Here is a 15085-nt window from a genome sequence, read left to right as displayed (position 1 = left end):
CAATGGTTTAGAGAGATGCTAAATTATTAACAAAAAACTCACTTATTAACAATTGTAGTTATTACAAATAACTACAATATATACATGTCTAAAATGGAGTATAAAATTTTATTAAATCCTTTTATGGATTTTATTAAAAGGATAATGGTAGTAACAAGAATATTAATTGAAGTAAGAAAATACACTAAAATTGTAACTAATTTATGATAGAAAAAGGAGATTATATAGTTTTTATTGATGAATCAGGTGATCATAATGTTGAGAAGATAGATCCTAAGTACCCGATTTTTGTAATTACTTTTTGTTGTTTTAACATTGATGAATTCACTAATCAGGTTACTCCAGCATTACAAGGTTTAAAAATAAAATACTTTGGTCATGACCAAGTAGTATTGCATGAAGCAGATATAAGAAAAAGAAAAAAACCTTTTCAATTTTCAGGGAATGAAGGCTTAAGAAACAGTTTTTTGTCTGAATTATCTGAAATTATAGGAAATATACCTTTTATAATTGTTTCTGTTGTAATTGATAAAACGAAATTAAAATCACAATATAATAAACCTTTTAATCCATATCACCTGGGCTTACGTTTTGGTTTAGAAAAGCTAAATGAGGTGTTTTTAAATAAAAAACAGGAGGGTAAAGAAATTTCTTTGGTTTTTGAAAAAAGAGGAAAGAAAGAGGATATAGATTTAGAAAAAGAATTTTTTAAAATTTGTTCTGAAAATGAACAATTTGGGTATAAACAAGTTGATTATGCTAAGGTGATTTATAAATTGGTATTTGCTGATAAGAAGTCTAATTCTACAGGTTTACAGATAGCTGACCTTATTGCGAGACCTATAGGTTTAAATTATTTAGACCCATTGAAATCAAATAGAGCTTATGAAGTTATAAGTTCAAAAATATATGCAAATAAAAAGTTCCCATTACAAGTAAAACCTTTGTTTAATACTAATAAAAATATCCGATTAGAAAATACTCAGTTTAATTTATTAGCTTCTGCATAATACAGAGAAGTCAAAAATCAATCATTTTTTTATCAGAAAAAGGCAAAAAAGAGCTCAAACAAATACTTCAATCTGGATCATACCTGTTTGTGTGCTATTATTTGATAATGAACTGATATAATAAGTTAAAATAAAACTCGTAAGAGATTTTAAAAGTCAAAGCCAATAGAATCTTGTAAATGTGATAAAAGTTTATATATGTAGCTAAAATTACTTTAAAATACAGTTTTATATACTTGTTGAGGTTTGTTGAAAATAAATTTAGTACTACAGAAGTCCATTTGTTTTAATAAACGGCAATATAAGTGCAAATGCTTTACTGAATTATTATAATCTGAAAAAAGAATCAGTTTTATAAAACAAGATGTAATTATATAAAAAAAGAGAAGCCTAAAAGCTTCTCTTTTTTTATAAATAAGATTTTAAATACTTATTAAAGTTTAATAAAGTCTTTAACTGGTGCAAATCTTAAAATAAGATAACCAATTATCGCAGAAATAAGCGAGCCTAAAAGAATACCTATTTTTGCAGAGCTAATAAACTCTGGTGATGTTGAAAATGCCAAACCGGCAATAAAAATAGCCATAGTAAATCCAATACCAGCAATAAATGAAACTCCTAAAATTTGTATAAAGTGAATGTCTGCAGGTATTTGAATTAAATTTAATTTTTTTGCAACCAATATAACTAGTGGTATACCTAGTCCCTTACCTAATACTAAACAAAGTATAATATGGAAGACTAAAGCCATATCTATATGAACAGAACTATCTATTAACACACCTGCATTGGCTAGTGCAAAAACAGGAATTATAAAATAAGCCGACCAATTGTGTAAGTTATGTTCTAAATGCTGTAAAGGAGATTGAAACTTTTTACTCCAATGGGTTAAATTATCTACTAATTTTAATTGTTGATTAGATAATATAGGTTCCTTTAATACAGGTGCAGTTTTAATGCTATTGTAAATACCTTCTAATTGAGAAAGAAAAGTAGTTGTTTTTATTTCTTGTCTAATTGGTACAGAAAATGCAATTAAAATACCAGCAACAGTAGGGTGTACTCCAGATTTTAAGAACAATACCCAAACGATAATACCCACAAAAATCATCACAAATTTAGAGTAATACCCTCTATTTGTTAATACATACAATAGTGCTATTAATCCTAAACCTATTAATAATAATGCAACTTCAATAGATTCACTGTAAAAAACAGCAATCACTAAAACAGCTTCAATATCATCTACAATTGCAAAAGCAGTTAAAAATATTTTTAAACTAAGAGGTATACGTTTTCCTAAGGTGTTTAATACAGCTAAAGAAAAAGCAATATCTGTTGCCATAGGAATTCCCCAACCTTTAAAGGTTTCTGGATTTTGGTTTAAAAGCATAAATAATCCAACAGGAATAAGTGCTCCACCAACAGCTCCAAATAATGGGAAAGCTAATTTTTTAACTGTGTTTAATTCTCCAATTAAAATTTCACGTTTTATTTCTAATCCAATTAAGAAAAAGAAAATAGCCATTAAACCATCATTAATCCAAAATAAAACAGATTTTTTCAATTCAAAATTTTCTCCTGAAAAACCAACTTTATATTCTAAAATAGAAGAGTAACTTTCATGAAGAGGTGAGTTTGCCCAAAATAAAGCAACTAAAGTACATATTAGTAACAGGATTCCGCTAAAACTTTCAATTTTTACAAACTTTTGAAACGGGGTAATAAATAATTTTTTTATCATGAATAATAGCTTAATTTATAAATTTGATAATTGAATGGATACGCATCTTTTTTTAATTCATGTAAACAGCTTCAAAAACTGCTAAAGGCGCTCTCTTACCAACATTTAAAGATAATCTATTATTTTTAATAGTATAATTATCTGTTGAATTAATTGCTTTTAATAATTTAGATTCATCAGTATTATTACAAAACATTCTTGTTGAAATAACTTTTGTGAATTTAATTTTATTGCCTTTCTCTAAAATATACTCGCCATTAATTGAATTACAACCTGCAAACCCGCTAAATCTATTGTCCTTTGTTTTTAAGGTGATAGCTATTTCTCGTTTTTGGTTGTCTTCCATTTTAATTTCATTTCCATATAAAGTTTTAAGTTTCCAATATTTTTCTGTAATGGTGTCGTCGTGGTTTGTTACACTTGTTGACTTACAGTTTGTTATGGTAGGTAAAATTAGAATAAGAAATAATATTTTAGTTTTCATTAAAAAATTTTCATAAAAATAAGTTAAGTTGAGAACATTTTAAACTTTTTTACATTAAATTTCTCTTAATTTTTTGATAAAAAAATGTTTTTTTAATCAGAACATCACCTCAAAATAATAGTTTGTATTTTTACCAATTAAACTTTATTATTTAAATAAATGAACTGGGAACAATTACTTTCTTTAAAACGTTTTGGCGATACACAAAAACGCCCAAGAGCAACTCAAGATGAAACTCGTCTGGGTTTTGATGTAGATTTTGATAGAATTATATTTTCATCAGCTTTTAGGAGTTTACAAGACAAAACACAGGTAATACCTTTATCAGAAACAGATTTTGTACACACACGATTAACACATAGTTTAGAAGTGTCTGTTGTTGGAAGAACTTTGGGTAGAAGAGTAGGTAAGGTGTTGTTAGAACGTTATCCAAAATTAGAGGAATTAGGGTATACGTTTAACGATTTTGGAGCTATTGTTGGAACCGCTTCTTTAATGCATGATATTGGAAACCCTCCTTTCGGGCATTCTGGAGAAAAAGCCATAGGCGAGTATTTTAAAACAGGTAATGGTTTAAAATATAAAGATCTATTGTCTGATAAAGAATATCAAGATTTAATAGATTTTGAAGGGAATGCAAACGGATTTAAAATCTTAACGGAATCGAGAGAAGGAATTTCTGGTGGTTTGCGTTTAAGCTATGCTACATTGGGGGCTTTTTTAAAATATCCAAAAGAGAGTCTGCCAAAGAAACCAACAAATCATATTGTAGATAAAAAGTATGGTTTTTTTCAATCTGAAAAAGATGCTTTTTTAGAAATTGTAGAGGATTTAGGGATGAAACAAAAATCTAATTCGGCAATTTCATTTTACAGGCATCCATTGGCTTATTTAGTAGAAGCTGCAGATGATATTTGTTATACAATTATCGATTTTGAAGACGGAATTAATTTAGGCTTAATTGAAGAAGAGTTTGCTCTAGAATACATGATTAAGTTGGTAAAAGATACTATTGACATTAAAAAATATCATTCCTTACAACATAAAACAGACAGAATAAGTTACTTAAGAGCTTTGGCAATTGGGGTGTTAATTAATGAAGCCGTTGCTATTTTCTTAGCAAATGAAGAAGCTATTTTAAACGGAACTTTTGAGAGGTCTTTATTAGATAGATGTAAATATGAAGCGCAAATAAAAGACATTATTAAATTAAGTGTTGCAAAAATATATAAAAGCAAAGACGTTGTAGAAAAAGAAATTGCTGGTTATAGAATTATTGCCGATTTATTAGATGTTTTTGTAACAGCTTTAAATAATAAGTTTGATGCTAAAGAATCTAATTTTGATGATTTAGTATTGAATCTATTACCAGAAGAATATCAAACAGAATCAACTAGTTTGTATCAAAGAATTATGCAAGTATGCAGTTATGTTTCTAGAATGTCTGATAGTTATGCGATTAGAACACATAAAAAATTAAAAGGAAATATTATTTAAGAATCAATATCTCAGATATAAGAAAGACGCCATTTGGCGTCTTTTTTATGTTAATGTATTAAATGTATTTGCTAAACTATCTGCATCTAAACCAAGTGCATGTTGCAGTTTTAAAACATTTCCATGCTCAATAAAATCGTCGGGTATTCCTATCGTTTTTATTTTATGGTGATAATTATTTTCTGATGCGAATTCTAAAACAGCGCTTCCAAAACCACCTTTTATCGTTCCGTCTTCAATAGTTACAATGTTTTGATGTTTATCAAAAATACGATGTAATAAATTTTCATCTAAAGGTTTTACAAAACGCATATCGAAATGAGAAAAGTGATCTAGATTTTCTACTAATTCTAAAGCATCACAAACATTCTTAGAAATGGTACCAATAGATAAAATAGCAATCTTATTTCCTTCCTGTAAACAAACCCCTTTTCCGATTGCTATTTTTTCAAAAGGTTTTTTCCAATCGATAATTGCTCCTGTTCCTCTTGGATATCGAATAGCAATAGGTTTTTTTAATCCTAATTGTGCGGTGTATAAAATATTACGCAATTCAATTTCATTTCTTGGAGCAAAAACGATCAAATTAGGAATTAAACGTAAATACGCTAAATCGAATACTCCATGATGTGTTGCTCCATCTTCGCCAACCAAACCAGCTCTGTCTAAACAAAAAACAACTGGTAAGTTTTGCAAAGCAACATCATGGATTACTTGATCGTATGCACGTTGTAAAAAAGTAGAGTAAATATTGCAAAACGGAATTAAACCTTGCGTAGCCATACCTGCCGCTAAGGTTACAGCGTGTTGTTCTGCAATACCAACATCAAAAGTTCTCTTTGGATGCTTTTCTAACATGAATTTTAGAGAACCTCCCGTTAACATCGCTGGAGTTATACCAACAATTTTATCATTTTTATCAGCTAATTCTACCACTGTTTTACCAAAAACATCTTGATACTTTGTGTATAAGCTTTTTGCTATTTTTAATCGCTCACCAGAAATTTTATCAAATTTACCAGGTGCATGATAGGTTACTTGGTCTTCTTCAGCTTTCTGTAAACCTTTTCCTTTTGTAGTAATTACATGTAAAAACTTTGGGCCTTTTACATCTTTTAAACGTTTTAATTCTGATAATACCTTTGGTAAATCATGTCCGTCAATAGGACCCGAATAATCAAAATTTAAAGCTTTTATAATATTGTTTTGCGCCGCAAGTCTTTTATCGGTTTTAACCTTTGTTAGATACTCTTTTAAAGCACCAACGGAAGGGTCAATACCAATAGCGTTGTCATTTAAAATAATTAATAAATTGGCCTTAGAAACTCCTGCGTGGTTTAAGGCTTCAAAAGCCATTCCGCTTGCAATAGAAGCATCTCCAATAACAGCAATGTGGTGTTTTTCTGTATCTCCTTTTATGTTAGAGGCAATTGCCATTCCTAAAGCTGCAGAAATAGAAGTAGAGGAGTGCCCTACACCAAAAGCATCGTATTCACTTTCTTTTCTTGACGGAAAACCTGCAATTCCACCCAACTGTCTGTTGGTGTGAAAAACATCTTTTCTGCCTGTTAATATTTTATGTCCGTATGCTTGATGCCCAACATCCCAAACCAATAAGTCATTTGGGGTATCAAATAGATAGTGCAAAGCAATCGTTAACTCTACAACGCCTAAACTAGCGCCTAAATGTCCTTCTTTGGTTGCTACAATATCAATAATAAAATCCCTCAATTCTTTTGCAAGTTGAGGTAATTGATCTTGATTTAATTTTCGTAAATCTTCTGGGTTTACTATGTGGTCTAACAAATTCTTCATTCAAACGTAAAAATACAACATCAAATACTGTGTGCGTAAAACGGGCAGTTAATAAATACAAATCTATCGTAAATATTTTACTTAATTTTGATATTTATAATCAACATACATGATACAACCTTTTGATGATACCTATTTTATGAAAAAAGCCTTACAAGAGGCAGAATCTGCTTTTGATAAAGGCGAAGTGCCTGTAGGTGCAATTATTGTTTTTAAAGATCAAATTATTGCTAGAGCACACAATTTAACGGAAACATTGAATGACGTAACGGCGCATGCGGAAATGCAAGCATTTACAGCTGCTGCTGATTTTTTAGGTGGTAAGTATTTAAAAGATTGTGTATTGTATGTAACGCTAGAGCCTTGCCAGATGTGTGCAGGTGCAAGTTATTGGGCGCAAATTGGTAAAATTGTTTATGGAGCAACAGAACCAGATAGAGGTTTTGTAAATTTAAAAACTACACTACATCCAAAGACAAAAGTTGTTAGTGGAATTTTAGAAAACGAATGTTCTCAGTTATTAAAGCGATTCTTTATTGAAAAACGGAATCTAAATTAATTATGGAATTGTTAAACTTTTTGTAAATAAATCTTAAAAATTTGTGAGATAATTTGTTTTAGAGAAACTTTACGTCAACTAATTCAAATTATTTTACTTCATGAAAAAATTCTTACTTTTATTCTTGCCATTTATTGTTGTTTCAACAATTTCTGCACAAGAAACTCCAACCCCTAATTACCGAGCTGCTGCTAAGTATTCGCCAACAAATTTGGCAAAAATGGTACACTCTACATCTGTAAGTCCACATTGGTTAAAAAAAGGAAATCGTTTTTGGTATGCTTATAAAACATCAGAAGGTGCCAATTATTATTTAGTGGATGCAGATAAAAAATCTAAAAAGGCACTTTTCGATAATGTAAAGATGGCAAAGTGGTTAACAGAAATCACTAAAGATCCATACGACGCAAAACACTTACCTCGTTTTAGTTTTAAATTTAACGAAGCAGAAGATGCTATCCGTTTTAGAGTAACATCAACAGAAGAAGTTGAAGTTATTGATGATAAAAAAGAAGAAAAGAAAGAGGAGGGAAAAGACTCTACTTCAACAAAAAAAGCCAAGTCTAAAAAACCGACAAAACCTAAAATGGAGAAAAAAGTCTACCATTTAGAGTATAAATTAGGTGGAAATGGCTTGACGATTATTGATACCATTAAGAAAGAAAAAGAAGATTGGAAAAAGTGGGCAAACATTGCACCAGATAGTTCTATTGTCTTGTATTCTAAAAACTACAACTTGTATTGGATGGATAAAATAAACTTTAAAAAGTTTATTAAAGACGAAAAAGATAGTACAGTTGTAGAAAACCAATGGACAAAAGATGGTGAAGAAAACTATGCTTACGGACGTGGATCTAGAGGAGATAATGTAGATAAAGAAAAAAATAAAGACAAAAGAAACGGTGTTGGAGGAATTTGGTCTCACGATTCTAAAAAGTTTGTTTTTCAAAAATCTGACTCAAGACATATTAAAGATTTATGGGTAATTAATTCTACAGGTAAAAAAAGACCAACGTTAGAAACTTATAAATATCACATGCCAGGTGAACAAGAATATTATAAATCAGAATTATTAATTTTTGATATCCCTACTAAAACACATGTAAAAGTACCTTTAGATACGATTAAACAACAAAGTATTTCTGTTTTTAGAGCGCCAAGAAAACAATCTAGTAGAGATGATGAATTTAGACCAACTTTATTGCTTTCTAAAAAAGGAAAAGTATATTTCAGCGTAATCTCTAGAGATCGTAAAAAGTATGATATTAATGTAGCCGATATTAATACGGGAGAATACAAAACTTTAATTGAAGAGCGTTTTAATACCTATATAGAGTCTCGTCCGTTAATTTTATTAAATGATGAAAAAGAAATGTTGCATTGGGCAGAACGAGATGGTTGGGCACATTTTTATTTATATGATACAGACGGAGACTTAAAAAATCAAGTTACAGAAGGCGATTACCATGTGGCTAGTTTTGAAGGTTTAGACGAAAAAAGCAACACGTTATATTTTTCTGCAAACGGCGTAAATAAAGAACAAGATCCTTACTATGCACATTCTTATAAAATCAATTTAGATGGTACGGGAATGAAAAACTTAAACCCTGGAGATTTTACAACTAGCACAAGTATGTCTGACTCTAACAAATACTTTATAAGCAACTTTTCTAGAGTAAATACCGTACCAAAATCGGAACTTAGAAATGCAAACGGACGCAAAGTAATGGATTTAGAAACTGCTGATTTATCGCAACTATTTGCATCAGGATACAAGTTTCCAGAAACCTTTAAAGTAAAGGCAGACGATGGAATTACCGATATTTATGGGGTTATGTATAAACCATTTGATATGGACTCTACGAAAGTTTATCCTTTGTTGGAGTATGTTTATCCTGGGCCACAGACAGAAGCAGTAAATAAATCTTTTTCTTATTCTATGGACCGAGTAGATAGAATGGCACAAGTTGGTTTTATTGTAATTACCTTAGGAAACAGAGGTGGGCATCCAGACAGATCTAAATGGTATCATAATTATGGTTACGGAAATTTACGTGATTATGGTTTGGCTGATAAAAAGTATGTAGCACAACAATTGGCAAACAAACACAGTTATATTGATATTGAAAAAGTAGGGATTTATGGTCATTCTGGTGGTGGATTTATGTCTACAGCAGCTATGTTAGTCTATCCAGATTTCTTTAAAGCAGCAGTTTCATCTGCAGGAAATCATGATAATAATGTGTACAATTCTTGGTGGAGTGAAACACATCATGGTGTAAAGGAAGAAATTGATGCAAAAGGGAAAAGTTCTTATAAATATAAGATTGATACAAATCCATCTTTGGCAAAGAACTTAAAAGGACATTTAATGTTGATTCATGGTGATATGGATAATAACGTAAATCCTGCCGGAACGATTAGAATGGCAAACGAATTAATTAAAGCAAATAAACGTTTTAAATTTATGGTTATGCCAGGACAAAGACATGGTTTTGGTAGCATGACTGAATATTCTTTTTGGTTAAGAGCAGATCATTTTAGTAAATATTTATTAGGTAAAGAAGCTACCGATGCTGATATTATGTATATGAACTTAGACAAACCAATGAATAGGTAAATTATTCAATGTCAGTTCGAGCGAAGTCAAGAACTTAAAAGTAAAAACTCCGAATGAAAATTCGGAGTTTTTTATGCTTTAGAGTATCTAAAATTATTTTGTTTGCTATTATCTACTTCGTAAAAAGAATATTACTTCTTTCTGAAATTCCGTTTTCACTAAATGCTTCTATAGTAAAATAATACGGTGTATCTCTGTCTAAAGAACGCATAAAATGTTCTGTCGTATCGTAGACTTGCCATGATTGATATAATTTATCTTTCGCAATTCCCCAACGGATATTATAACCCTGAGCACCTTCTACAGCTTCCCAAGAAAAAGATACATCTCTACGATCTGCTTCTCTTTTTACTTTGAATCCTGTAACTCCTGTTGGCTTATCTTCAAGTCCTAATCCAAAGACTCTAAACTCGGACATTGCAAAGTTTGCTCCAGGTACTTTTACATTGTTGTAACGTACAAATTTTGCTTTTACAGCTTCATCTAATACAATGTAAGCATTTGGCGTATCCCTTTCGCTTGTACTTCTATCTACAACGGTTTGCCAGTTAATACCATCCATAGAAGTTTCAATAGTAAATTGATGCTTTAATCCTTCGGTACGCGTATAAATCCCTGATTCATGGTCATGGAAATTTAATTGAAAAGCATTGATATTTCCAGGTTTTAACATTTCAATGGTTAACCATTGTTTATCATCATTGGCTTCTGCAACCCAAAATGTTTTAGGGTTTTCATCTGTTAATACTTTAGAAATTATTTGACCATCAGTATTCTTTTCTAAAGGTAATTCTGTGACTTCTACTGCATCGTCATCAGACGTAAATTTCTTTATCTGCATTAAGGAAGAAGAGACGGTAGCAGCTCCTTTATAAGACAATAACATCCAACCATTGTGCTCTCCTGCTTTTGTAGTATGATTCGCTCCAAAACGCGGATAATCGCCATATGATGTGTTACTATACATTAATCCATCGGCATCAAAATAAGTAGGAAACATACTTAAACGACGTTCCCATTGCGAATTAGAAGCAAGTGCCATTGTTGCAAAGTGCCAATATTGACCATTGGTTTGCTTCACCGTTATTCCGTGTCCAGCACCATTTGTAAATCCGCCTGGTTTAAAGCTCATCGGGTTGTTTTTCATGTATTTAAATGGGCCTAATGGGGTGTCTCCAATATAAACTCCATCTGCATACACATTAAATTGTGTGCCAGGTGCTGCGTATTGTAAATAATATTTTCCGTTGTGTTTAGTCATAGAAGCACCTTCCATATAACCTTCTTTTAAAGTTGGGTGAAAGTTGTTTTCTCCAAAACGTTCCCATCCGTGTTTTTCCTCATCGAGGTTAAACAGTTCTTTACGAACACCTGTTTCTAAAAAACGATCATCTTTATTCAACTTTTTAACCTTTAGTGGATTAACATTAGAAGAGCCCCAGTACAAATAGGTTTGTCCGTCATCATCTATAAATAATTCCGAATCTTGAATGTCTGTAGATATAGAGGCAGTTGGTGTCCATTTTCCTCCTTTCGGATCATCTGTATAAAGAATACTTCCATAACCTGCAGGATTACCAGCAAAATACACCAATGAATCCTTGTAATTAAAAGCTGTAGGTGCGTTACTACCTTCAAAAAACCATTGTTCTGGTTTAATAAAATTCCAGTTTATTAAATCGGTAGAATGCCAATAGCCAAAAGAACGTGTTACAAACATGTAATACTCTCCTTTAAACTCTATAACTGCAGGATCTGCACCAGAACGGTACGATTTATTTTGCGTTGAATTATACACCATATAGGTATAATCAATATCTAATGGGTTGATATAGGTTTCAAGCCTTTTTTTTATTTCTGATACATTCTTGGTGTCAGAAGCTTCTGATACATTCTGATTTTTTTCATTATTACAAGAAAAAAGTAATACTAAAGTGAATAAAAAAAGTAGTTTTTTCATGATTTATAATTTAGTGTCTTTTTCGGTTAGTGGATTATAATACGTATTGTATTTAGAAGCTATCAAAATATTCTACGCAAGATTTATATTTTTATTTTCTCTTCTGAAAATTTCATTCTAAATGACTAACCTAAGATTGTATTACAATCAGACAAGTAAAAACCACACAAAATAATAAGAATAGGGAGAAACTTAAAAATTATGTGTGGCATAAAATTGTTATTATTTAATTGTGATATTTTTATTTAGTCAATTCAAATTCTTTCATCATTTTGGTATCTGAATTTGTTCCTACAAAAACCTGAAACTGTCCTGGTTCTGCTACAAAATCTAATTCTGAATTATAGAATTTTAAATCTTCAACAGAAATTTTGAAGCTTATATTTTGAGTTTCTCCTTTCTTAATTTCTACTTTTTGAAAACCTTTTAATTCTTTTACAGGTCGTGTTACAGAACCAACAAGATCTCTTATATATAACTGAACAACTTCTTTTCCGTCGTAATTACCAGAATTAGTAACCTCTACAGAAACATTAATTTCGCCGTCCATGTTTATAGAAGATGTATCTAATTTTAAGTTTTCATAATCAAACGTAGTGTAGCTTAATCCATAACCAAAAGGATACAAAGGCTCGTTACGAACGTCGATATAGTTACTTTTAAATTTCTCAAAGTTACCCTCTGTATTTCCAAGAGGTCTTCCTGTATTTTTATGATTGTAAAATAATGGTACTTGACCTACATTTCTTGGAAAAGTAGCTGTTAATTTTCCTGAAGGATTTACATCTCCAAATAATACATCAGAAATTGCTAAACCAGCTTCACTACCAGGAAACCACGCGTTAATTATAGCAGGTACATTTTCATTTTCTTCTACTAAAACTAAAGGTCTTCCGGTAAACAATACTAAAACAACAGGTTTTCCTGTTTTTAACAAAGCATTCAATAAGTCTTTTTGAACTTGAGGAATACCAAGGTCTGTTCTACTACTGCTTTCTCCACTTAATTCAGCAGATTCTCCAATAGTGGCAACAATAACATCTGACTTCGCTGCAATTTTAAGCGCTTCATCTAACAATTGTTTGTCTGTACGTCCATCTCTTGGAATCCCTTTTCCAAACATAGTGGCACGTTGTTCTAATTCTAAGTCATAATCGATGTTACTTCCTTTTGCGTATAGCATAGTTGCTTTATCGCCAATAACTTCTTTTAATCCATCAAAAACAGAGTTTGATTTTTCTTGATCTGTAGCTACACTCCAAGTTCCAGCCATATTGTTAGCTGCTTTTGCTAATGGGCCAATTAAAGCGATTGTTCCAGATTTTTTAAGCGGAAGTAATTGATCTTCATTTTTCAGCAATACCATAGATTCAGCAGAAACTTTACGTGCGAACGCTTTGTTTTCTGGTGTAAAAATTTCTGTTTTAGCTCTATCAAGATCGCAATATTTATAAGGATCGTCAAATAAGCCTAATTGATATTTAGCCGTTAACATACGTTTTACTGCAGTGTCAATTTCATCCATTGTTACCTTACCATTCTCATAAGACTCTTTTAACGTTTTTACAAAAGCAGCTGGAATTGAAGGGGAATCTCCTGCCATATCCATATCTACACCTGCTTTTAATGCTTGTTCAGAAACTTGATATTTATCTCCAACACCATGTGCTATCATTTCATAAATACCCGTATAATCTGTTACAACAAAACCATTAAAACCCCAATCATCTCTTAATAAATCTGTAAGTAACCACTTATTTCCTGTAGCAGGAATTCCGTCTACTTCGTTAAATGAAGCCATTACAGACCCCACTCCAGCATCTACAGCTGCTTTGTAAGGTGCTAAGTATTCATTATACATTCTAATACGGCTCATGTCTACTGTGTTGTAATCTCTACCTGCTTCTGAAGCTCCGTAAAGTGCAAAGTGTTTTACACAAGCCATTAATGTGTTATTTGCTGATAAATCATCAGATTGATACCCATTTACCATGGCTACAGCAATTTTGCTTCCTAGGTAAGGATCTTCTCCATTTCCTTCAGAAACGCGTCCCCAACGTGGATCCCTAGAAATATCAACCATCGGAGAGAACGTCCAGTTAATTCCGTCTGCACTCGCTTCAGTTGCTGCTACTCTAGCCGTTTTTTCAATCATTTCCATATCCCAAGAACTAGAAAGACCTAGAGGAATTGGAAATGTTGTTTTGTAACCATGAATCACGTCCATTCCAAAAATTAGAGGAATTCCTAATCTACTTTGTTCTACAGCAATTTTTTGAACTTCATAAATTTTTTCAGCTGTTTTAATATTGAATAACCCACCAACTTTACCTTCTTTTATACGTTCTCCTACATCAGTTCCTTTTGCTGTTCCTGTTGTAATATCTCCAGAAGTTGGTAAATTAAGTTGCCCTATTTTTTCATCTAAGGTCATTAGTTCTAAAATTGAATCTATTTTTGACTCGAATTGATTGTCTGCTATTTTAGAACTTGTTCTTGTATTATTGTTAGAATTACAGCTCGAAAATAGGATTGCTATAATTAGAATACCTGTTATTTTTAGAATAGATTGTTTTTTCATTTTTTTTATTTTGAATTAGAGAAAAGCCATGTTAATAATTTGGGTTCTGCTAAAGCAGGATCCCAGCTGTTGTGATTTGCAAAATCATAGAGTGTAAATCTTGGATATCCACCATTTTTAAGAATTGCAGACACCATATTTACTGATAAATTCGGGTCTACAACATCATCTTTTGCTCCATGAAAAACCCATAATGGTATAGATTTGGCGTATGCTGATACCGTTTTTGGATGTCCGCCTCCGCAAATAGGAATAGCTGCTGCGAACATTTCTGGTTTTCTATAGATAATTTCGAAGGTTCCCATACCTCCCATAGATAACCCCATTACATAAATTTGGTTGGTTTTTACATATGGTTTTTCTGCCATTTCATCCATTAAATTCATTACCAAGCTCATTGCTTTGGTTGGTGATTTCTTGTACTTGTATTTAAATGTAATTGGTTTTGTGGTACGATCTGCTTTTAATTTTGCCCAATAATCATTTTCTGGACATTGCGGAAAAATAACGATTGCAGGAAATGAATTTCTTGTGGTTTCATTTAAAAATAAATCGCTTCCATTTGCCAATTGTTTTTCATTGTCGCCACCGCGTTCACCTGCACCGTGTAAAAATAATACTACCGGATAAGATTTGTCTTCAGAAAAATCTTTAGGTAATAACATTCTAAATTGTAGCGTATCTTTATGAACAACATGTGTTTTTTTTAGGAATACATTTTCTGACTTTTTTAATTGCTGAGCGCTGATTAAAAAAGACATTACAAAAATTAAAAAGAGTGTTATTATAAGCGTTTTTAACTTCATTATTTAAAT

General features: G+C 31.5%; 10 protein-coding genes. 4 read left to right on the top strand and 6 right to left on the bottom strand.

Annotated features, from left to right (window positions below; all coding sequences use genetic code 11):
* Positions 1–203 precede the first annotated feature (203 nt).
* On the top strand, positions 204–1010 hold the full coding sequence (locus tag H0I27_RS17100; RefSeq protein WP_218731835.1) for a DUF3800 domain-containing protein: 807 nt from the start codon (positions 204–206) through the stop codon (positions 1008–1010).
* Positions 1011–1443: 433 nt separating this feature from the next.
* On the opposite strand, the gene nhaA is transcribed toward H0I27_RS17100, so the two are convergent.
* Positions 1444–2754 carry a Na+/H+ antiporter NhaA gene (nhaA, locus tag H0I27_RS17095; protein WP_218731834.1) on the bottom strand — a complete coding sequence of 437 codons (1311 nt, stop codon included), beginning with the start codon at positions 2752–2754 and terminating at the stop codon, positions 1444–1446.
* 52 nt (positions 2755–2806) lie between these two features.
* The gene (locus H0I27_RS17090; protein WP_218731833.1) at positions 2807–3238 is read right to left on the bottom strand and encodes an META domain-containing protein; all 432 of its coding nucleotides are present in this window, start codon (positions 3236–3238) and stop codon (positions 2807–2809) included.
* A 159-nt stretch (positions 3239–3397) separates the two neighbouring features.
* On the opposite strand from H0I27_RS17090, the gene H0I27_RS17085 reads away from it, so the two are divergent.
* Positions 3398–4735: a deoxyguanosinetriphosphate triphosphohydrolase gene (locus H0I27_RS17085; RefSeq protein ID WP_218731832.1), complete on the top strand. Its 1338-nt coding sequence runs from the start codon at positions 3398–3400 to the stop codon at positions 4733–4735.
* Positions 4736–4780: 45 nt separating this feature from the next.
* Here H0I27_RS17085 and dxs read toward each other — a convergent pair whose 3' ends face one another.
* A complete protein-coding gene (dxs, locus tag H0I27_RS17080) occupies positions 4781–6550 on the bottom strand; it encodes a 1-deoxy-D-xylulose-5-phosphate synthase (protein WP_218731831.1) in 1770 nt (589 codons plus the stop codon).
* Positions 6551–6659: 109 nt separating this feature from the next.
* Between dxs and H0I27_RS17075 the strand changes: the two genes are divergently transcribed.
* On the top strand, positions 6660–7109 hold the full coding sequence (locus H0I27_RS17075) for a nucleoside deaminase (protein ID WP_165731631.1): 450 nt from the start codon (positions 6660–6662) through the stop codon (positions 7107–7109).
* 100 nt (positions 7110–7209) lie between these two features.
* Positions 7210–9729 (top strand): DPP IV N-terminal domain-containing protein, encoded by a 2520-nt coding sequence (locus H0I27_RS17070; protein ID WP_218731830.1) that lies wholly within the window; start codon positions 7210–7212, stop codon positions 9727–9729.
* A 112-nt stretch (positions 9730–9841) separates the two neighbouring features.
* Here H0I27_RS17070 and H0I27_RS17065 read toward each other — a convergent pair whose 3' ends face one another.
* The 3 genes from H0I27_RS17065 to H0I27_RS17055 all read right to left on the bottom strand — a co-directional run bounded on the left by H0I27_RS17065 (position 9842) and on the right by H0I27_RS17055 (position 15031).
* Entirely contained in the window at positions 9842–11689 is a 1848-nt protein-coding gene (locus tag H0I27_RS17065) for a family 43 glycosylhydrolase (RefSeq protein ID WP_218731829.1), read from the bottom strand.
* A 241-nt stretch (positions 11690–11930) separates the two neighbouring features.
* Positions 11931–14270 (bottom strand): beta-glucosidase BglX, encoded by a 2340-nt coding sequence (gene bglX, locus H0I27_RS17060; protein ID WP_218731828.1) that lies wholly within the window; start codon positions 14268–14270, stop codon positions 11931–11933.
* 5 nt (positions 14271–14275) lie between these two features.
* On the bottom strand, positions 14276–15031 hold the full coding sequence (locus tag H0I27_RS17055) for a prolyl oligopeptidase family serine peptidase (protein WP_254713106.1): 756 nt from the start codon (positions 15029–15031) through the stop codon (positions 14276–14278).
* Positions 15032–15085: the final 54 nt, after the last annotated feature.

Source organism: Polaribacter sp. HaHaR_3_91 (assembly GCF_019278525.1).
GTDB lineage: Bacteria > Bacteroidota > Bacteroidia > Flavobacteriales > Flavobacteriaceae > Polaribacter.
This window is presented reverse-complemented; position numbering and strand designations above follow the sequence as displayed.